This window comes from [Ruminococcus] torques ATCC 27756, from assembly GCF_000153925.1.
Classification (GTDB): Bacteria; Bacillota; Clostridia; order Lachnospirales; family Lachnospiraceae; genus Mediterraneibacter; species Mediterraneibacter torques.
In genome coordinates, this window is the sequence record NZ_DS264356.1 from 211,426 (window position 1) to 232,790 (window position 21,365).

Consider the following 21,365-nt stretch of genomic DNA (forward strand, 5'->3'; position numbering starts at 1 on the left):
TTTAATTACATGATACTTTTTACAACTTTTTTATAATTTTTATTGTAACAGTTCAGCCCTACAGTGTACGGAAAGCACAAAACATGCTCTCATGTTTTCGCTAACGGACATCTGTATGCGACAAGCGCACATTTATGAGCGAAACAGTGGCGCCGGCCACAATAAGCACACAGCGTGATTTTATGAATGGCGCAGACTGAACTGTTATTTTTTATAACTACAGTGTTTTCTACAGCATCTTCTTTATATACTTCCCTGTATAGGAATTTTCATTCTCTGCCACATCTTCCGGTGTTCCGTGTGCAACGACCGTACCACCGCGTTCTCCGCCTTCCGGACCGATATCAATAATGTAATCTGCTGTTTTTATAACATCCAGATTGTGTTCGATTACAATAACCGTATTTCCGTCATCTGTCAGACGCCGCAAGATCTCCGTCAATTTATGCACATCCGCAAAATGAAGTCCTGTCGTCGGCTCATCCAAAATATACACAGTTTTTCCTGTACTCCGTTTACTAAGTTCCGTTGCCAGCTTAATGCGCTGTGCTTCACCTCCGGACAATTCTGTAGAAGGCTGTCCGAGACGGATATAAGAAAGACCTACATCGTTCAATGTCTCTATCTTGCGCCTGATACTCGGAACATGAGCAAAAAATTCCAACGCCTCTTCCACTGTCATGTTGAGAATATCATAAATCGTTTTCCCTTTATATTTTACTTCCAAAGTCTCTCGATTATATCGCTTTCCCCCGCAAACTTCACACGGAACATATACATCAGGCAAAAAATGCATTTCGATTTTAAGAATGCCGTCTCCCGAGCACGCCTCGCAGCGTCCGCCTTTCACATTAAAACTAAACCGCCCTTTCTTATATCCGCGCGCTTTTGCATCCGGAGTTGCCGCAAACAAATCTCTTATCAGATCAAACACACCTGTATAGGTTGCCGGATTTGACCTTGGGGTTCGCCCGATCGGCGACTGATCGATATCAATCACCTTATCTACCTGATCTAACCCTTCTATTTTTTTATGTTTTCCCGGAATTGTTCTCGCGCGATTCAAATCACGTGCAAGCCTTTTATACAAAATTTCATTTACAAGAGAGCTTTTTCCCGAACCTGAAACTCCGGTAACACAAGTCATAACTCCAAGAGGAAATGACACATCGATATTTTTCAAGTTGTTTTCCCGGGCGCCGACCACCTTCAACCATCCCTTAGGCTGTCTGCGCTCTTGCGGAACCGGAATTTTGATCCTTCCCGATAAGTATGCGCCTGTAATCGAATTTTCATTTTTCATGATCTCTTTCGCATTTCCGACGGCAACAACCTCGCCTCCGTGTTCTCCCGCTCCCGGTCCTATATCTACAATATAATCCGCCTCCATCATTGTATCTTCGTCATGCTCTACGACTATCAGCGTATTTCCCAGATCACGAAGATGCTTTAATGTTGCAAGAAGCTTGTCATTATCCCGCTGATGAAGTCCTATACTTGGCTCATCCAAAATATATGCTACTCCCACAAGACCCGATCCGATCTGCGTTGCCAGACGTATTCTCTGCGCCTCACCGCCTGAAAGTGTTCCGGTAGCGCGGGCCAACGTCAAGTAATCAAGTCCCACATCCATAAGAAATTTGATCCGAGCTCTGATTTCTTTCAAAATCTGCCCTCCGATGAGCATCTGTGTTTCTCCTAATACAAGCTCTTCAAGAAAATTTTGCAATTTTCCGATAGACATCGACGTTACTTCTGCAATATTTTTTTCTCCGACGGTTACCGCCAAAGCTCCCGGTTTCAGACGTTGCCCGTGGCATGCCGAACACGGAGTTATGTTCATAAATGTCTCATATTCGGCTTTCATCGTCTCCGAACCGGTTTCTTTATATCTGCGCTCTACGTTTTTAATCAACCCTTCAAACGCAACATCATAAACGCCTTCGCCTCTCTGGCCTTTATAAAATACTTTCACCTCTTTCCCGTTTGTGCCATGAAGAATAATATCATGAATCTTCTTCGGATATTTTTCAAACGGTGTGTCCAGATCAAATTGATACTCTCTGCACAGCGCCTGAAGTATCGCATGAGTAAAACTTGATTTGTCTGTACAAGACTGCCACCCTAATACCGCTATTGCACCTTCATTAATCGACAATGACGGATCCGGAATCATCAAATCCTCTGAAAACTCCATCTTATATCCTAATCCATAACATGTCGGACATGCCCCAAAGGGATTATTAAATGAAAAACTTCTTGGTTCGATCTCTTCGATACTGATCCCACAATCCGGACAGGAAAAGCTCTGACTGAAATTCAACATCTCCCCGCCGATCACATCTACACTGAGCAAACCTTCCGATAAATGCAGAACACTTTCCACAGAATCTGTTAACCTCTTCTCAATCCCCTGTTTTACGATCAATCGGTCAACAATAATCTCAATATTATGTTTCAAGTTCTTGTCAAGAATAATCTCTTCCGTCAATTCGTACATATTTCCGTCTACACGTACACGCACATATCCGCTTTTCTTTGCTTTTTCCAATAATTTTGCATGTGTTCCTTTCCGGCCTCTTACGACCGGAGCAAGAAGCTGGATTTTCGTTCCTTCCGGCATTGACATAATTCGATCAACCATCTGATCGACTGTTTGCTTTGAAATTGCTTTTCCACATTTAGGACAATGAGGAATTCCGACTCTTGCATATAAAAGTCTGAAATAATCATAAATTTCAGTCACTGTTCCGACCGTAGATCTCGGATTGTGATTTGTCGACTTTTGATCAATGGAAATTGCAGGCGACAGTCCCTCTATGCTTTCCACATCCGGTTTCTCCATTTGCCCCAAAAACTGTCTTGCATAGGAAGATAATGATTCCATATATCTTCTCTGCCCTTCTGCATAAATCGTATCAAACGCGAGGGAAGATTTGCCCGAACCGCTCAATCCTGTAAGTACAACAAGTTCGTTCCGGGGAATGTCCACATCTATATTTTTAAGATTATTCTCATTCGCTCCCCTTATTTTGATATATTTCCGAACATCCATTTTCGTACTCATAATCCGTCTTTTTCCTCCCTGTAGTCATATTTTATTTTGTATTTTATCCTTCTATTTCATTCAACATTTTTTTCAATTCTGTCAACTTATCCCGCAATTCTGCCGCGCTTTCAAAATTCAGTTCTGCCGCCGCTTTCTTCATCTGTTTTGTAAGATCGGCAATCAGCTTTTTAAGTTCTTTTACGCTCATAGATTCCGGATCTTTTTCCAGTTTCAGCTCCTCTGCCGCAACTTTTTTAGAAATACTGATCAGGTCGCGTACTGATTTTTGAATCGTCTTTGGTGTGATACCATGCTCTTCATTATATTTCATCTGAATCTCACGACGCCGTTTTGTTTCATCGATCGCCAGCTGCATAGATTCCGTTATCTTATCCGCATACATAATAACATGCCCTTGTGCATTACGCGCCGCACGTCCTATTGTCTGTATCAATGACGTTTCCGAACGCAAAAATCCTTCCTTATCCGCATCCAATATCGCTACAAGCGTAATTTCCGGAATATCCAGACCTTCTCGCAAAAGATTGATTCCCACAAGCACATCAAATACATCTAAACGCATATCACGAATAATCTCTGTACGTTCCAGTGTATCCACATCCGAATGCAAATATTTCACACGAATTCCCACCTCACGCATATAATCCGTCAAATCTTCTGCCATCCGCTTTGTCAGAGTTGTTACGAGAACTTTATTCTTTTGGGAAATTTCTTTGTTTATTTCCCCGATCAGATCGTCTATCTGACCTTCTACAGGACGCACGACAACTTCCGGATCGAGCAGTCCGGTCGGACGAATCACCTGTTCCACACGGAGAAGCTCATGTTCTTCTTCATATACTCCCGGTGTTGCAGATACAAATAACGCCTGGTTGATCTTGCTCTCAAATTCTTCAAAGTTCAGCGGACGGTTATCCTTCGCAGACGGAAGACGAAATCCATAATCTACCAAGGTAGATTTTCTTGATTGATCTCCGTGATACATACCTCCGATCTGAGGAATGGTTTTATGCGATTCATCAATCATAATAATAAAATCATCCGGGAAATAATCTATCAATGTATATGGCGCCTGCCCGGGACTAAGTCCTGCCAAGTGCCGCGAATAGTTTTCGATTCCGGAACAAAATCCGGTTTCTTTCAACATTTCAATATCAAAATTTGTTCTCTCTGCAATTCTCTGCGCTTCCAAAAGTTTATCTGCATGTTTAAACTCCTTCACACGCTCATCCAGTTCTTTTTCTATATCATTTACAGCACGCTTTATGTTTTCTTTATCCACCACATAATGTGACGCCGGGAAAATCGCCACATGTGACAATTCGTCTTTGACCTCTCCTGTCAAAATATCAATTTCCGTAATCCGCTCAACTTCATCTCCGAAAAATTCGATACGAATCGCCACATCGCTCTCATACGCCGGTATGATCTCCACCACATCGCCGCGAACACGGAAAGTTCCGCGGTGAAAATCCATGTCATTACGGTCATACTGGATTTCTATCAATTTTGCCATAACCTCGTCTCTGTCTTTTGTCATGCCCGGGCGTAAAGAAATCACCATATTCTGATAATCTACAGGACTTCCCAAACCATAAATACACGATACACTGGCAACTATGATCACGTCCCGCCGTTCCGTCAATGCCATTGTGGCAGATAAGCGAAGCTTGTCAATCTCATCATTGATGGAAGAGTCTTTGGCAATGTATGTGTCCGAGGACGGAACATAAGCTTCCGGCTGGTAATAGTCGTAGTAGGATACAAAGTATTCTACCGCATTATTCGGGAAGAATTCTTTGAATTCTCCATATAGCTGCGCAGCCAGCGTTTTGTTGTGTGCGATTATGAGTGTTGGTTTATTTAATTGTTGTATGACGTTTGCCATTGTGAACGTCTTGCCAGAGCCTGTAACTCCCAGTAAAGTCTGGCATTGGTTTCCTTCTTGAAAGCCTTTTACAAGCTGGTCGATGGCCTGCGGCTGGTCGCCGGTCGGAGCATATTCTGATACTAATTCAAAATGATCCATAATTTCTCCTTTACTTTATTTCGAATTTCGATTTCAAATTCAATTCCTTTACAATTAAACTTATTCTCTTTCTCTATAGTTGCTGTAATAAAAATTGCCTTATTAATGAGCAAAACAAATAGCTTGCGGCTGATCGCCGGTAAGGGCGTATTCCGATACTAATCCAAAATGTTCCATAGTGAAATTTTCTCTTACTATGTCTAATATCAACCCAAAAATCCGTACATAACTTTGTGTACTTTTCCCCATCACTACTATTATCATGGTAACATGCTATCATAATTGCCGATATAAATCAAGAATATATCGAACATACATTCCCTTTGACATACATATTTTCTTTGTAAAAAAGATGCAGGACATCGCTTGCATCTTTTTCTCTCTATTTTATTATTTAATAATAATCTATCGCATAATTCAAATATTCTTATATAGCACATCTCTAAAAAACTCTCCTCTGAACATTAGTGCATAACTATAACCGATTAATCCTAATCTTGAAATCAATCGACTATGCATCAATCTTTATTCTTTATCATATCTTGCGTAATAGACTGCAATAGATTTTGTATTTATCTCTACTCATTTTGAATCGTCCACTAAGCAGGACCACGCTCACTATTTCTTTATCGTTTCCTATTTTATAATCATAATGATTACAAATTTAGGCAGGAAATCACCCATTTATAAAGTTTTCAAGAATTCAGATTTACTCATAATAGTTGCTAAGTCTTTTAAATCTCCTATCTCAAATCTAATATTTTTTCTTTCTTCTAATTCATCTACAATTAAATATCTATATTCATTTTGATACGAGAAAATTTCCTTTCTCTTTATAAATGACAAATCATCAAGACTATTTGTCATCAAATCCATAATTTTCATTTCATCTTTAATGCTCTCATCTCGATAATATAAAACGTCTCTGCTATAGAGCTGATATTTATTTTCTTTTGCCCCATTTTTTATTCTTTTATCAAATTCTAATTCATCCTCTATTTTTACAACATACTCTCCAAATTCAAACATCTCCTCTATTCTCGATGTACTATATTTGTTATTTAAATGATATAAACATAAGGCAAAATTCCTTTTCTGTTTATTAGCATCAATCGTAAAATTAACCCCTTTTCCTTGTGGCGTCTGATATTTTGTCGTATAATATTTACCTTCCATCTCATCATTTTTTCCAACACATTTTTTCTTTTCAATATACAAATATTCTTTTAGCCGTCCAAATTGTACTATTCCTGATATAAAAGAATCCGCACCTTTTTTATCTATAAATTTTAAAAATGCCATTGTTCTACCTTTCTGTATTTCCGATCTCTTTCATCTTCTTTATAGTCCCAACTTAAAAAAAATCACAAATTCCATTTGTTCGTCTAATATCATCTAATTCATTCCATCCCATTTTGTCCGCAAAATCCGTACCAAATATAAAGTCCTCATTTGCTTTACATACAGACTTCTTTATGTTGTTAATCATATTCCTTAACATAGTTCCTCCCCTTCCACAAACACCATTTTTTTCAACAATCCTGCCGCAGTTTTTTCCCCTCCTGTAAGGCACTCTTTATCTCCAAAAACCAAAAACGAATCTTTTGCCCGAGACACCGCAACATTCATAAGATCCGGTGCTCTGTTAATAAAATAACACCCATCTTCACTTCCATACACACTGGAAAACAAAATGACTTTTCGCTCCGCCCCTTGAAACGTATGTACAGTTCCAACATCAATAAACTTTGAATACTCCGGAAGTCTACGTTTTATAAGATTCTTTATCAAAAAACTTTGGCTCTTAAAAGGCGTGATAATCCCCAATACTCCTCTCTCCTCAATGCCATCTTTGTCGCTGTAGCATAATAAAATTTTTTCATATTTTTTCTGCAGCCACATTATAATAGCCTCAGCTTCTTCTCTGTTTCGTCTGCTTCCTCCGTATTTCTCTGATTTTGCGGTGGTAACCTGTCTGAATCCCATTACCGGAAGAAGCCCTCTTAATTCATTGTACTCAGCTGCATAAAAGGAACCCCTCTTAGGTTCCAATTTCCCCTCATATACCAGTTTGTTACAATATGTAATTATTTCATTATAACACCGGCGATGTTCACTTAAAAATAGCCCTCTTTTATATTTATTAAATTCACAGGATAGTGCAGCCATTTTCATAATACTGGATTGAGAACAATTTAAACCATTTTCTTCAAGCATACCGTATTCACCTTTATTTGCAATTACACCATTACTGATTGCCATTGCAATATCAAGAGCTCTTGCAGTTCCCCATACGGGCGGTATTTGTTCTTCATCCCCTACAATAACTGCTTTTTTAGCTAAGGAAAACGATGCGGCAGCAATCTCCGGAGATGTCTGTCCCGCTTCATCTACGACTAATAAATCTATATAGTTACACATAAAATAGTTCTTTTTATCATTTCCGTCATATGCCCAAAACTGTTTTGGAAGCATAAAAAATGTCATAACCATACACGGTGATATCATAGCAATCCGATGATACATATCATCCAGTATATTTTTAAATGTTTTTCCTTTTTGCTTCTCACTGACCGGATTATCTTCCTTCAACCAACGACTCTCATAATAATGTACTGCCAGCCAAAATTCTGCATATCTTACCCGATCCAATACATCGTTCAATTTACACAAGTCGAATTCATTTAACACACTGTCCTCCGGAACTGCAACATTATATTTTTCAAAGTTTTGATATCCTTCTTTTAAATGTTCCATCTTTATATCTATTTCTTTTTTTTGACTTTTTAATTTTTCTATTTTATCGTCTATACAAAGCTTCTGTTCCTGCAACTGACTTTTTTGCAAATCATTATCACATATTTTCTGCATATAAACTTTTTCTATCTCATCTATTGACATATCACGTCTTAAAAAGGATAATTCCGCTTGATTTACAAAGGAAAATGACCATCTTTGTATCTTGCTTTTAAAACAGAAAAACTTTTTTAATAATCGTACATACCACGGAAATTGCTGATAAGCTTTTCGCCATTCCTGCATCCTATTTAAAAACCATTGTGTAGTTTCCTGAATTTTTTCTATTTGATTTTGCAAATCATTTCTAATCGCTTCTTCTTTCCGTATGTTCTGCATTATCCTTTCTACATATGCTCCATACGATTCCCTACCGAGAACGCTTTTTATATTATCTAACATAGAGATACAATTTATTCTGTCTTTATTTACTTTCTCCAATTCCTTCCACAATATTTCTTCACATAACGCAAAATCAATACTTGCTGTCTCTCTTCGAAAATATTGATGAAATTCTTGTTTAAATAACCTTCCTGAGGAACGTCTATTTTCTTTTGACTCAAGTTCATCTACAAATCCACCCCCGCGTACCGTCGTATACTGATATCGTTTTTGGGCAGCTTCCTTTACTTTCCCATTGGAGGGAAAATAAACTGCAAAGCTATCTGTTCCAGTAATCCACTTATGTTCTAAATTAGAAATCCCAATCTCTGAAATCTGTCCAAAAGAATCAATAATATTTGTAACCGCCTGATTATTAGTGGATGCTGCAACAATAATCGGTGCCCTTTCCCTCTTCAATGCAGATTTTACATACATGTCTGCCACTACAGACTGCAAAAAAGTAGTCTTTCCTGTTCCCGGAGGTCCACTGACTGCCAAAAGATTTCCTTCTTTTATTTCTCCAAAATGGTTCATTGCCTCACGCTGAGATGGTGACAATGGATATGCCCCTCCCATTTGTCCGACATGAGCTTTCATTTTACTTATATCAGTATTTTTTATCAGCGGTTTTGAGGGCTCTATCTTTCCATTCGTTATTTTATCATACAAGGAATTAACAGTTCCCTTTATCAACGCATTATACAACTGCAAAATATAAAAAGAAGCATTAACTGTCGAATCCTGAAACAAATAATATCTGCCATCTGCTTTAAACAGTTCATTTCCATTTCTAATGTAGTTACTTTTAAATGGTATCTCTGCAACAAATTCATAGAGTTTGATCGCATATGCTAAATAATCCTGCCACGAATCCAACTGATATCTTTCGTTCGTAGTATGCTCCAAAAATTCATCATATTTCTCACCATCTCCTACAGCAAGCAAAGGATCCTCCATAGGTCTTAAATACTCCCGCGGTATCCAAGGTATTTTCCCTTCAACCGGCATACATAACTTTCCGGTACGGGTTACGCATAACGGCAAAAAGAAAAATGAAGTCATCTCTTCTATATTGTCTTCCATCTTTCCGCCATCCCGGAATTCCGTTGCTAATGTCTTTAATGCAATAATTACATTTTTTATCTTTAATTTTTCTTCATCATTATCGCTCTCTGCATCATACTCCTTCTTCCATATATTAAAATTATTCTCTTCACTTAACTTTCCAGATAATAATTCCCCTTCTGTAACTACAAAAAAACGCTCTTTTTTATAGTTTACGGTTCCTTGCATACTTGCTGCCACAGCATTTCTGAAATATCGTGTAACACTTTTCATTTTGAATCTTCTCCTACTATAATTAATCCCTATTGGAGGGTTATCATCTTCCGTGTTTTCTTCAGTTGCAAAACACCCCAAATCTTACCTCTTCGTTCTACTTATCTTTCCTAATCTTTTGCCTATTATATCACTTTTTCCATGCTTACATAACTGTCATTGTGTAAAATGCGTATCATCTTTTTGCAGCTCCTGTTATATCTGTTCAGATTTTTTAAGTCATTTTTCTCCGTCATTTCATAATGTTTTCTCATTTTATCCAATAAATTACGTTTTGCCATGAACTACACATACGGGACTAGATTACTGCCAGAATCATGTATACAATCTGAGTGATAATCCAGATTTCCCACAAAAAACCGACTGGATTTATCCAATTGGCTATTTTACATAATATTTTATTCTGCCGCATAAATTGACAAGTTTTCTATTCCCATCTATAATGTTTATATTACAATCGTAAGATTTAAAAGGAGAGAACTTATGAGCACATTCCCGCAGATTTCCGAAGCAGAATTTGAGGTCATGAAGATCGTATGGAAATACGCACCTATCAACACAAATGAAATTACCGAAAAGTTATTGCCTACTACAAACTGGAGTCCTAAAACAATTCAAACTTTAATCAAACGCCTTGTGACCAAAGGCGCGCTCACATACGAAAAACAAAGTCGTGTATTTGTTTATACTCCTGCAGTAAAAGAAGATGAATACATCAGACAACAAAGTTCTTCTTTTCTGAACCGTTATTATGATGGCAATATTACAGCTATGGTATCTTCCTATATAGAAAATGACAAATTATCAAAATCGGAATTAGATACACTCCGAACTCTTCTTTCACAGAAACAGGAAAAAGGAGGAGAATAATATGTCTGATTTCATGATTCGCTTTCTTATCTGCAACATATTATTTTGCGGCATCATCAGTATCCTTTTGCTTATGAAACATATTTTAAAAAATTGTCTGTCAAGCCGGATGCAGTATAACTTATGGTTTCTGTTGCTTGGACTTTTAACAGTTCCATTCTTACCTTCTCATTTTTTCAAGTTTTCAGAACTATTTTTCGGTTTCACGAACTTAAAGTTTCTTCCTTCTGCCGCCACAAAAAACGCCTCGGCTCCACCACTTCACACGAACATCGCAGGCGCAAAAGATTGGATGGATGACTTTGCGCTCTCCGTAAACGAAGCATCCTCATCCGCAATCGGTTATCTGCTATTTACTCTTTGGATTTTGGGTATTATCATTATGATAATATTAGCAATCCGATCTGCTCTGTTCCTGCATTCATTAAAAAAATCTGCATCACCTCTTGAAGATCAGGATGTTCAAAAATTATATCGACGCTGCCTAAATGACACAAATATTACAAAAAGTATACCCGTATACAGCGCTGCTTATCTAAAATCTCCTGTTATTGCAGGATTTTGGAAACCGTGCATCTTTCTTCCCGTTCACCTGATATCGGATAAAAATGAAACAGATATCCGGTATATGTTGTTGCATGAACTTCAGCACTATAAACACAAAGACGGATTTATCAACTATTTGATAAACCTCGCCGGAATGATATATTGGTTCAATCCGTTCGTCTGGTACGCACTGAAAGAAATGCGCGGCGACAGGGAAATTGCCTGTGATAGTTCTGTTTTAAACCTGCTGAAATCCGACGATTATGTAACTTATGGAAATACGCTGATTAACTTTGCCGAAAAGATTTCTCTGACTCCATTTCCCTTTTCCTCCGGCATCGGAGGAAATATGAAGCAGATGAAGCGAAGAATCCTAAATATTGCTTCTTATGAAAAACCGACATTACAAAAAAAACTGAAAAGCTTCATTGCTTTTCTGATGATATCTATTCTCCTTTTCGGACTTACACCGTTTGTCTCTACCTATGCGACAGATGAAAAGCAATATCAGTGGAACACAACTTCAAAGAATTGTTCTGAAATAGACCTTCGTAATTATTTCGGAAAATATGAAGGTAGTTTTGTATTATATGACTTAAAAAGAGATGTCTGGAAAATACACAATATAGACCGAGCTGTCTTACGAGTTGCTCCAAACTCCACCTACAAAATATATGATGCTTTGTTTGGATTAGAAGAAGGTGTCATCACCCCTGCAAATTCCTTGATCAAATGGAACGGGAAAAACTATCCTTTTGAAGCGTGGAACACCGATCAAACATTACAATCAGCTATGGGAGCTTCCGTCAACTGGTATTTTCAGACTATTGATGAACGGCTTGGAGCCGACTCTATTCAGAAATACCTTCACCAAATCGGATATGGAAATGAGAATTTAAGCGGTAATCTTTCTTCCTATTGGTTGAATTCCTCCCTGAAGATTTCCCCGATAGAACAGGTCGAGCTTTTAGTCAAACTGCATAATAACCGCTTCGGATTCTCCTTAGAAAACACCGGGACTGTAAAGAACGCCCTCCACATCTCCTCCTCTGCTTTCGGTGACCTCTACGGAAAAACCGGAACAGGACGAGTAAACGGACAAGATGTCAACGGTTGGTTTATCGGCTTTGTAGAAAATGCAGATAATACTTATTTTTTTGCTTCCAATATTCAGTATCAAAAACACGCCACCGGTAAAAAGGCTTCAGAAATCACCTTATCTGTTTTATCGGACTTAAATATATGGAGATAAACTAATTATCTCCATACAACTCTTCCCACTCTGTTCTTGTCAAGCGCGGTACGTGCCATCTAATCTCCGGATTGTTTATCGGCTCGATAATCCGATTTCCCACATACTGTATACCTCCATCTTTCGTATCGCGCACAGTTACTTCATGGATGTACGCTTTTGATACCCCTCTATAAGGAAAAACAGCCTGTACCTTCAATGTCAAAGTTCCGTCATCATTATTCACATATCCAATAACTTCCGGATACGGATATTCCGGATATTCTGTTTCTTCAAGCCCTCTCGGTTTGTATTCATAGACTTCTTCACACGGATAATAAACTGTCTTCGACTGCAACACTTCACTGCTGATTTTGAATTTAGATTTGATAACCGGTTCAAATTTTTCTTTTGAAATTAAATATACCGCGCTTGTTCCCATTGCATTTCCAAAAGTAAACTCTCCGTTCGCCGTATGATTTTCCTGATAAAACAAATCAAACATATCATAAAAATCTAGCTCTGCGAACTCTTCTTCACTCCAGTCTGTCAGAAACATATTATTACGTTCATATCCGATCGGAAGTATATATTTACGGTTTAGTTCTCTGCATGTTTCATCTAATGACAGTACCCTATATGCCATATATTCCATAATCTCATTTCTCGTAACTTCATAAGATCCTTCAAAGGCTAACCGACCGGAAAACATCAAATGTCCGTCTTCTGTATATTCCCATGATTCTGTCCTGTATATATCTTCTGAAGATTGCTTTAATTTACCATTCTCATAAATACAATAACTTCTGATCATATTTACAATTCCGTCATGTGTCTCCATATTCCGAATGATGCAGCTCCCTCCCTTTGCAACTTCTACAACGGTCATGCGTCCATTTTTCTTTGCTTCTGCCTTTTCACTAAACTGTATGAGTTTTTCATACTCTGTCATGTTGACCTGATTTTCGCTGTCAACTGCCGTAAAACCTTTCTCTCCTAATTCTTTAATAAGATCTCGGATCATTTCCAAATCATCCAGTTTACCTTCTTTTTCAGCTTTCGCATAAGTCTTACTGCAAATTTCCAGTATTTCTTCTGCTTCTTTTTCTTCTGATTTACTTCGTTTCATTACTGTTTTATCCGCATTTTCACTTTCCTGCCGTACTGATTGAATGTCTGTGTTTCCCGAATCTTTTTTTACAAAAAAACTGCACCCGGACAAATTCATTGCCAACATGATTCCGCTCACCACAACTCCTCTTTTCCAAATTCCTTTTCTTTTCAAACTATCGTCCTCTCTCGTATTATAAAGTAGTAGTATTTATAGACCCTCTCCAAGGTCTGTATGCTATTTCCATCATAACCATTCTTTACCTTTTCTACAGGTATGGTTATGATATATAAGATGCTGTGGACTGGTGTTTCCTCTCTACCACTTTGATGGTTTCAGAAAGTGTCCAGCCACAGTCTCTTTGCTTGATTGTTAATCAGTTAGATACCGCATGACGGTTTATTTAGAACGAGTTCACAACTGCGAAGAGCAACTGTGGTTCTAAAACAGTGTCAAATATATTCAAAGGAGATTTGCCATGATTTATATTGGTATTGATGTTGCAAAAGACAAACACGATTGTTTTATCACAAACTCAGAAGGAGAAGTGCTTTTTAACGCATTTACTATTCCAAACAATGCGGATGGTTTCCATGACCTCTTTCAAAAGATTTCTTCCTTAACAAATGATTTTTCTAACGTAAAAGTAGGACTGGAAGCTACCGGACACTACAATTACAATCTGTTAGGTTTTCTCATTGATAAAGGTCTCCCCACCTTTGTCATCAACCCTTTGCATACCAATCTGTTTCGTAAAAGTCTTAGCCTTAGACAGACAAAAACCGATAAAGTGGATGCCCATACGATTGCTCTTATGATGATGTCTGGAGTAAACTTACAGTCCTACTCAGACACATCTTATCACAACGAAGAGCTTAAGTCATTAACCAGATACAGGTTTGATAAAGTACAAGAACGAGCAAAACTGAAAACTTCTATCTCACGCCTTGTTAACATCCTTTTCCCTGAACTGGAAAAACTTGTTCCTAGTCTTCACATGGTTTCTATATACGCACTCTTAGCCGAGTTTCCTTCTTCTGCTCAGATTGCTTCATGCCATCTGACTCGCCTCACAAATCTGCTGGCGAATGCTTCTAAGGGACACTACAATAAGGAAAAAGCGATAGAAATCCGAAATGCCGCCAAACATTCCATCGGTTCAAATATGCCTGCAAAATCTCTTGAACTAAAGCACACAATTCGGCTTATTCAGGAATTAACTTCTGAGATTGATGAAATAGAATGCTTCATTAAATCCATTATGGACGAAATCCGCTCTCCAATTCTTTCCATCCCTGGTATCAATTACCGAATGGGTGCGATGATCATTGCTGAGATTGGCGACTTCAACCGTTTTAGTTCCCCTGACAAGATACTTGCCTATGCAGGACTTTCTCCCTCTACTTACCAATCAGGTCAGCTTGACGGCTGTTATTCTCACATGGAAAAGCGTGGTTCCCGTTACCTCCGCTATGCGCTGTTTAATGCGACAAAATTTGTCTGCATTTGGGATAATCAGTTCTCTGCTTATCTTGCAAAGAAGCGTTCCGAAGGCAAACACTATAATGTTGCCATATCCCATGCTGCCAAGAAACTGGTCAGGGTTATTTACCAACTAGAAAAGTCAGGGCAGCTTTATCATAGAGCAGCATAAAATTTAACTTCATATCTCCTTTTAGAGCACCTGCAAAGATGCTCTTATTGTCATGCAGTTTTCAAGGTTCAAATATATCTGAAAAGCATTTCTGCAATTTACTCAAAAAATCTTCATTTTAACCTTGACTTTTAATAGTTAGACTTTTTATTACACTTGTAAGATTTTAATCGAAAAATTTTTGTTAACGAATATTTTTCATTCATAAATATTACACCTGTAATATTTAAAAGTCAAGTCAATTTGTTCAAAGAAATCTTTATAAATGTTAGCAACATTTTGTTGCTTTTATGATATATTCTTTGTTAAGTTGCATATAAATCCATTTACAGGAAAAATTGGTATAATAAAAAAGATATTTAAACAAATTTCAGATTTCTTATAAATGGAGGTGTCTTCGTGTCTAATATTCAGCTGGCAGCCAATCTTCAACGGCTTAGAAAAGATCATCATTTTACACAAACTCAATTTAGTAAAAAATTGAATATTTCAAGACAGGCGTACTCTAATTATGAAACAGGAAAACGGATTCCCGATTTGGATATCATTATCCGCATTGCAAATATTTATCATATTTCTCTCGAAAATTTGCTTACGCAGACTTGTTCAAAAGATGGTCTTATCAATGAAACTTCCGGTCCGTATTTCACAGGAATGGTTGTTGACAGTGCAGACACTATTTATTTGACAAGAGAAGAAATTGATTTGATCACACATTATCGAAATGCCGATGCTGACGAACGCAAGCTAACACAAAAAGTACTGGGATTTTAACCTTATAATTATAAATACAAAGAGCGCTGCAAAACAGACGGATACTCGTCTATAAAACAGCGCCTTTTTTGTAACGGCGATAAGCCAAAATCGGACTTGCCCAAGACCTTGGACCTCGGTGACCGCTTGTAATCCCAGAATGTACCTTTTGGCACTTCCAGTAATTTCCTGTCAAAAAATAAAGAGCCCCGCAAAATAACTGAATTGAATCTGTGAACTGCTTCTCGTTATTTTGCGGTACTCTCTTTCACGGCATAATCATACGCTCATTTCATATAAGCTTCTTTTCTGCTCACTATATTTATTTCATTTTGTTTCTGTTTATTTTTATCCGTATTATCTTTTTCTCTTCCACTCTTTCAATCCGAATACCGATGCGGTCACAATAAACGCTGCTATTGCCGTAAATGCATACTGCCACATATTTGTATAATCTCCGGTCTTTACAGCAGTTCCGTTATCCGATACTTCTTTATCTGGATTTTCTTCATCTTTTCCTTGCGAAGGCGCTTGATCCGACTGCCTATTATTAATCACATCAACCGCAGTATCTTTACTTAACACGCCTTCTGCATGATCTTTCTTTCCATTATAAGTTGTTATGTATCGATCTTTGTTCGCTTCATTTTCTGTCACAACATATGCTGCATTCAGCGGAAGATTTTGAAGTGTTATTTGTTGTCCGTGCAAAAGTGATATTTCTGCTCTGCCATCAACAAATGTAAGTGTCCCGTCAGCAGGTTTTTCTGCTTCTTTCTCAAACTCCGGTTTAACGCTTCCACTATAGTGATACGTTCCGTTTATCGGTTTACCTGTTTCATCTTTTAATTGTATCGTAAATGTAAATGGTTTTGTTTTATCTCCGTTTTTCCCTATAACAATTTTGCTCAAAGACAAATCAGGATATTTCGTATTCGTAAATAAGACGTTCTTTATATCGTCTTTTATAATTTCTCCGGTACTGTCAACAGAATCAACTTTATATCGGTTTGTCTGCGCCTCTGTCACTTCGTATTGAGCGCCTGCAGGAAGATTATGCGCCGTTACTGTCTGTCCGTCTTTCAATGAAAATTGTGCAATGCCGTCATGAAATTCTAAATCTCCGTATAATCCATTTATCTTTGTATGGTACGGAAAACGAATTTCAAATTGAAACTCTTCCTGACAATTTTTCTCGCCGACTACTTTTTTGGTAATAGACAAACTGCCCACTTCATCAACACCTACAGGAACTTCTGCTGATACTGTCGTATTGCGAATAACCGCTCCAACCATATTTTGAAACTTTTTCCCATGTACTTCTACATCACCCATAGGAGCATATTGCTTAAAATCTTTCATCCAGACAAATTCTGCTTTAATTGTAAACGTATCTTCGATTGTCGGCTGATGATCTGAAACTAATTCGTACTCTTCATTTCCATATACATATGTTATATTATCACATAATGCACTCATACCTTTCGGCAACTCTAAGCGGTATAGCCCATTGTATTCTACCGGCTCGATTATTTTCAAAGCACCGCTGTGCCAATAACCGTCTTTCGGATTATATGTAAATTTTAAATCTCCTGTTAAATGCACATCTTTAAGAGATGGTTCATAATTCAATAAACCTCCTCTTTCTGAATAAACATACAAAACCTGCGCCAATGCATCATGTTCCAAATCATTCATATTATTATCTTCAATATTGTATTGATGTAATAATCTCCAGACCGCATCTTGCGTAGCATTATACGCCTGTTCTTCTGTAACGAAATACGAATCAGAATACATGATTGCAAAATTTTGTAATGGCGTTGTTCCTTCCGCTTCATATAACATACAAAAAACTGCTTTATAAAACGGCATCGCTGTAATATCTGAGTATGTTACTCCATTCGATGTCTGTCCATCCGGATAAAGTTTTGCAACTGCATTCATAAATCTTCTCAACTCATCCAAATGTTCCGTATCATTTGTTTCCCAATCTTTATAAGTAAAAGAATGGTGACCTAAATACGGAAACGCTGTCTGAAGCACCGGTGTCGGAATCAGCATTTCATTAAACTGACTTTCTGTAGGAGTATGCAGCTCTGAATTATCCACAATTTTATAAAGCCGTTCCCCGTTATACAGATATCCCGCGTAGAGCAGTTTTGACAATCTGCGCATACATTCCTTATAATCAGCCTCAGAATCAAACTTGCCCGGAGTCAAATAGCCTTCTGTATATTCCGGCACCTGCACATCTCCCATATCTTCCGTATGATGCGGCCAATGGCGTTCATTATTCATACAAAACAACGTGATTTTTTCACCTGGATACGCCGGATCTTCTATGTAATGAATTCCGCCTTCAAAAATAATAGGAAGTCCTTTTTCGCTCAATGTCATTTCTTCTTTTTCAGAAGGTATGTATTCTCTGTTTTCCTGTAATGAGTTTTTTTCAGCCTCTGTCGGAATCGTGCCTGTAAAATCAGGCGTTTCAGCAAATACATATACGGAAAAAGACAAAATCATCGTAAAAATCAAAAGCAGCGAAACGGCAGAAGAAACAAACTTCCTATGTTTTCTGTGTTGTTTTAATTTCATGTCATATTATCCTTTCTGCATGTTGCTATATAATTCATCAAATCACTTATATAAACAAGTTTATATTCTTCTACCCTCCTCTCACCCCGTAAATTGGGACATAAAAACGTACAAACTAATCTTTTGCATCAATATGCGCGCGTCACTATATGCGGGCACACCAGCCTGTCCCTTCTTAATTATTTTTAATGATAATGATGTATTATATTGGAAACAGAATGTTTTTTCAATACTTCTAAAATTTTTTCAACTTAAATTTTTCCTTACTTCTGCCTTTTCACCAAACCGTATCAATTTTTCATACTCTGATTTCGCATCTTTTAATCACCTGAAACGTCCGGCAGCCAAATACAAATGCTTAGTTTTCCATTCTTATATTGGGCAGATATTGTTCCTTTCATCTGTTCGATCAGTATTCTTGAAATAGACAAACCAAGACCCGTTGACTTTCTTGCATTTTCAACTGTATAAAACCGATCAAACAGCTTTTTAACATCCACTTCACTTAAATCTGAAGCAGTATTTGAAAAGGTAATCTCCCCTGTATCGTTCAAAGTGATATTCAAATCACCGTCGCTATACTTAATTGCGTTATTGAGAAGATTTGAGAAAATACGGGAAAGAGCTGCCCTGTTAACTTTACGGAACACCTTATTCTCCGGCATAGAAATATTCGGCGTTATGTTTCGTTCCTGCAAAACTGCATAAAAACCTAATATACTTTCTTCCAAAACACTGTTTACCGAAACAAATTCTACATCGTTATCGTATTCGGGGGATGTTACAACAGAATAACAGAAAAGTTCTTCTGTAAGCTGCCTTAATACTTCGGTACGATTTCTGATAACTTTAATATAACGCTCTGCTTCTTCACTTTTTTCCGCATTATCAAGCAAATCCAGATAACCGCTGATTGCCGTAAGAGGAGTCCGCAAATCATGTGAAATATTAGTAACGGCGTTTTTTAATTCTAAATCCCCCTGCTGAAAACGATGCCGCTCTTTGCGTAATTTACGAAGCTCTGTATTTAATCGCTTTGCAAAACCGCACATGATTTTATTTCGATGTGAAATATCAATGAGCGTATTAGTTTCAGTCATTAACCGCTCAGTAAATTGCGCTTCTATTTCTCGTACAGTTTTGTGTACGAAAAATAGTTTAATAACCAGAGAAAAAATAATAATCAGCAAAATACCGATCACAACTAATAACCAAAATTCCATATATAATGCTCCTACTTTAATTCTTTCTTTTTGAAAAAGAACATTCCCGCACTTGTTGTCAAAACGACAATGACCAATGAATAAACAGGCAGCAACGATAGATTTTCAGTTTCCAAAGAAGTACACTGTACTACTTGACCTCCCGGAAGAAAATCATAAAAGAATTGAACGGTTTTTCGTCCGCCTCCATCAAGGAACTTAGGATTGGGCAGTTCCTGATATTCCTGTCCATTGTCTGTCATGACCAAAGCCATGTTTGTTTCGGGTTCACTCAACATCTTATGTAATTGCGCTCCGATAATCAGAAACAAAAACGCTGTCAAAATGCAAATTACAGCCGTAACCGCTTTATTATTATTTAACATGGAAATCAAAGTAAAAATTGATGAAAATACAATCGCAGTCATCAGTACGGTTACTGCAAACAACAAAACTATTTTTATGTCCATTTCAAAAAAGCCGAGAAGAGGTATCCCGATGCAAAGATACGGAATAAAAAATGCCATACACATAACAACGCTTACCAAAGAGCATGTAATAAAATTTGACAAATAAACAGTGCCTCTTTTTTGACCGATAATTATCTTATTTCGGATCGTTCCTTCACTATATTCTGTACCAATGAACAAGCTGCAAAACACAGCCATTACAATGCCGATAAAAAGAGCACACCCAAAAAAGCCGTTGTCAATACGATTGATTGTCTGAGTCTGCCTCATATCCATATATCTCATCACCGGAAAAAATATTCCTGCTGCCAACATGAAAACCAGACCGCTCCAAAAGAATTTATCTTTTTTTAAACGGATAAAATTTGCTGATAACAACTTACTCATTGTCTTTACCTCCTACTAAACCGACATAATAACTTTCCAAACTTTCATCTCGTTCCTGCATAGAAATAACTTCACAATTCTCTTTTGACAAGGCCAAAGTGAGTTTGGAAATATTAATTTTTGCAAATATGTCAGCTACATTGTCAGAGATAATGTTGTAGTCCGTTTTCATTTCGTCCAAAACACGGACAAGCGCTTTTACATTCGTCACTTCGATTCGCACACATTTACGACAAGACTCTTCTAATTCTTCCGCACTGATTTCCTTAACCATTCTTCCGTTATCAATAAAACCATAATGTGTCGCAAGACGGGACAGCTCATCAAGAATATGGCTTGAAATCAATACAGTTATTTGATACTCCCGGTTCAGTTTTAAAATCAACTCACGCATCTCGATAATACCTTGTGGATCAAGACCATTCACAGGTTCATCCAACACTAAAAAATCAGGATCGCCCGCTAAAGCAACAGCGATTCCCAACCTTTGTTTCATACCAAGAGAAAAGTTTTTAGCCTTTTTCTTTCCTGTATTTTCAAGCCCTACTAATTTTAACAGATCGGGAATACTGTCGTAAGAAGGAATTCCGAGAATCCGGTACTGCTCTTTCAAGTTGTCAACCGCTGTTAACTCCAAATAAATAGACGGTGTTTCAACTACAGCCCCCATCCTCCTGCGGGCTTTTAAAATTCCCTTTTCCGAATTTTTTAATCCGTATAAAACATAATTCCCGGACTCAGGCTTTTGCAGCCCGCAAATCAGCCGAATTAAAGTTGTCTTTCCTGCGCCGTTTTTACCGACAAAGCCATAGATTGCTCCTTTCGGAACATTCATAGTAAGTCCATTTAACGCTTTAAAATTCTTATAATTTTTACATAAAGCGTTTGTCTTAAGAACATATTCCATAAGTCTTACCTCCTGTACT

General features: G+C 37.6%; 14 protein-coding genes. 4 read left to right on the forward strand and 10 right to left on the reverse strand.

The window, feature by feature from the left end; translation table 11 throughout:
- Positions 1 to 229 precede the first annotated feature (229 nt).
- From uvrA to RUMTOR_RS13635, 5 genes are all read right to left on the reverse strand, one after another.
- Positions 230 to 3,067 carry an excinuclease ABC subunit UvrA gene (gene uvrA, locus RUMTOR_RS07330; protein ID WP_004846601.1) on the reverse strand — a complete coding sequence of 946 codons (2,838 nt, stop codon included), beginning with the start codon at positions 3,065 to 3,067 and terminating at the stop codon, positions 230 to 232.
- A gap of 43 nt (positions 3,068 to 3,110) precedes the next feature.
- Positions 3,111 to 5,099, reverse strand: a complete 1,989-nt coding sequence (gene uvrB, locus RUMTOR_RS07335) for an excinuclease ABC subunit UvrB (protein ID WP_004846603.1) — start codon at positions 5,097 to 5,099, stop codon at positions 3,111 to 3,113.
- Between the two features lie 684 nt (positions 5,100 to 5,783).
- Positions 5,784 to 6,401: a hypothetical protein gene (locus tag RUMTOR_RS07340; protein ID WP_004846609.1), complete on the reverse strand. Its 618-nt coding sequence runs from the start codon at positions 6,399 to 6,401 to the stop codon at positions 5,784 to 5,786.
- Positions 6,402 to 6,593: 192 nt separating this feature from the next.
- Positions 6,594 to 9,617, reverse strand: coding sequence for an AAA domain-containing protein (locus RUMTOR_RS07345; RefSeq protein ID WP_004846613.1), 3,024 nt, complete (start codon positions 9,615 to 9,617; stop codon positions 6,594 to 6,596).
- A gap of 125 nt (positions 9,618 to 9,742) precedes the next feature.
- A complete protein-coding gene (locus RUMTOR_RS13635) occupies positions 9,743 to 9,871 on the reverse strand; it encodes a hypothetical protein (protein WP_278078304.1) in 129 nt (42 codons plus the stop codon).
- Positions 9,872 to 10,100: 229 nt separating this feature from the next.
- Here RUMTOR_RS13635 and RUMTOR_RS07350 point away from each other — a divergent pair, with 229 nt between their 5' ends.
- Positions 10,101 to 10,487: a BlaI/MecI/CopY family transcriptional regulator gene (locus RUMTOR_RS07350; protein WP_004846616.1), complete on the forward strand. Its 387-nt coding sequence runs from the start codon at positions 10,101 to 10,103 to the stop codon at positions 10,485 to 10,487.
- A 1-nt stretch (position 10,488) separates the two neighbouring features.
- On the forward strand, positions 10,489 to 12,285 hold the full coding sequence (locus RUMTOR_RS07355) for a BlaR1 family beta-lactam sensor/signal transducer (RefSeq protein WP_009242830.1): 1,797 nt from the start codon (positions 10,489 to 10,491) through the stop codon (positions 12,283 to 12,285).
- 1 nt (position 12,286) lies between these two features.
- Here the strand turns inward: RUMTOR_RS07355 and RUMTOR_RS07360 are convergent, their stop codons facing one another.
- Positions 12,287 to 13,501, reverse strand: a complete 1,215-nt coding sequence (locus RUMTOR_RS07360) for a DUF6070 family protein (protein WP_004846618.1) — start codon at positions 13,499 to 13,501, stop codon at positions 12,287 to 12,289.
- Positions 13,502 to 13,853: 352 nt separating this feature from the next.
- On the opposite strand from RUMTOR_RS07360, the gene RUMTOR_RS07365 reads away from it, so the two are divergent.
- Complete coding sequence (locus RUMTOR_RS07365; protein WP_004846619.1) at positions 13,854 to 15,029, forward strand: IS110 family RNA-guided transposase; 1,176 nt, start codon at positions 13,854 to 13,856, stop codon at positions 15,027 to 15,029.
- A gap of 399 nt (positions 15,030 to 15,428) precedes the next feature.
- Complete coding sequence (locus RUMTOR_RS07370) at positions 15,429 to 15,803, forward strand: helix-turn-helix domain-containing protein (RefSeq protein ID WP_004846620.1); 375 nt, start codon at positions 15,429 to 15,431, stop codon at positions 15,801 to 15,803.
- A 336-nt stretch (positions 15,804 to 16,139) separates the two neighbouring features.
- On the opposite strand, the gene RUMTOR_RS07375 is transcribed toward RUMTOR_RS07370, so the two are convergent.
- The 4 genes from RUMTOR_RS07375 to RUMTOR_RS07390 all read right to left on the reverse strand — a co-directional run bounded on the left by RUMTOR_RS07375 (position 16,140) and on the right by RUMTOR_RS07390 (position 21,346).
- Complete coding sequence (locus RUMTOR_RS07375; protein WP_004846621.1) at positions 16,140 to 18,380, reverse strand: DUF7601 domain-containing protein; 2,241 nt, start codon at positions 18,378 to 18,380, stop codon at positions 16,140 to 16,142.
- 320 nt (positions 18,381 to 18,700) lie between these two features.
- A complete protein-coding gene (locus RUMTOR_RS07380; RefSeq protein WP_004846622.1) occupies positions 18,701 to 19,603 on the reverse strand; it encodes a sensor histidine kinase in 903 nt (300 codons plus the stop codon).
- An 11-nt stretch (positions 19,604 to 19,614) separates the two neighbouring features.
- Positions 19,615 to 20,439: an ABC transporter permease gene (locus RUMTOR_RS07385; RefSeq protein ID WP_004846623.1), complete on the reverse strand. Its 825-nt coding sequence runs from the start codon at positions 20,437 to 20,439 to the stop codon at positions 19,615 to 19,617.
- Positions 20,432 to 21,346 (reverse strand): ATP-binding cassette domain-containing protein, encoded by a 915-nt coding sequence (locus tag RUMTOR_RS07390; protein ID WP_004846624.1) that lies wholly within the window; start codon positions 21,344 to 21,346, stop codon positions 20,432 to 20,434. The genes RUMTOR_RS07385 and RUMTOR_RS07390 overlap by 8 nt, the downstream gene beginning before the upstream one ends.
- Positions 21,347 to 21,365 lie beyond the last annotated feature (19 nt).

Excerpts from the sequence above, each read along its gene's own strand:
- uvrA (WP_004846601.1), bottom strand. The coding sequence starts at position 3,067 with ATGAGTACGAAAATGGATGTTCGGAAATATATCAAAATAAGGGGAGCG.
- uvrB (WP_004846603.1), bottom strand. The coding sequence starts at position 5,099 with ATGGATCATTTTGAATTAGTATCAGAATATGCTCCGACCGGCGACCAG.
- RUMTOR_RS07340 (WP_004846609.1), bottom strand. The coding sequence starts at position 6,401 with ATGGCATTTTTAAAATTTATAGATAAAAAAGGTGCGGATTCTTTTATA.
- RUMTOR_RS07345 (WP_004846613.1), bottom strand. The coding sequence starts at position 9,617 with ATGAAAAGTGTTACACGATATTTCAGAAATGCTGTGGCAGCAAGTATG.
- RUMTOR_RS13635 (WP_278078304.1), bottom strand. The coding sequence starts at position 9,871 with ATGAGAAAACATTATGAAATGACGGAGAAAAATGACTTAAAAAATCTG.
- RUMTOR_RS07350 (WP_004846616.1), top strand. The coding sequence starts at position 10,101 with ATGAGCACATTCCCGCAGATTTCCGAAGCAGAATTTGAGGTCATGAAG.
- RUMTOR_RS07355 (WP_009242830.1), top strand. The coding sequence starts at position 10,489 with ATGTCTGATTTCATGATTCGCTTTCTTATCTGCAACATATTATTTTGC.
- RUMTOR_RS07360 (WP_004846618.1), bottom strand. The coding sequence starts at position 13,501 with ATGTTGGCAATGAATTTGTCCGGGTGCAGTTTTTTTGTAAAAAAAGAT.
- RUMTOR_RS07365 (WP_004846619.1), top strand. The coding sequence starts at position 13,854 with ATGATTTATATTGGTATTGATGTTGCAAAAGACAAACACGATTGTTTT.
- RUMTOR_RS07375 (WP_004846621.1), bottom strand. The coding sequence starts at position 18,380 with ATGAAATTAAAACAACACAGAAAACATAGGAAGTTTGTTTCTTCTGCC.
- RUMTOR_RS07380 (WP_004846622.1), bottom strand. The coding sequence starts at position 19,603 with ATGGAATTTTGGTTATTAGTTGTGATCGGTATTTTGCTGATTATTATT.
- RUMTOR_RS07385 (WP_004846623.1), bottom strand. The coding sequence starts at position 20,439 with ATGAGTAAGTTGTTATCAGCAAATTTTATCCGTTTAAAAAAAGATAAA.
- RUMTOR_RS07390 (WP_004846624.1), bottom strand. The coding sequence starts at position 21,346 with ATGGAATATGTTCTTAAGACAAACGCTTTATGTAAAAATTATAAGAAT.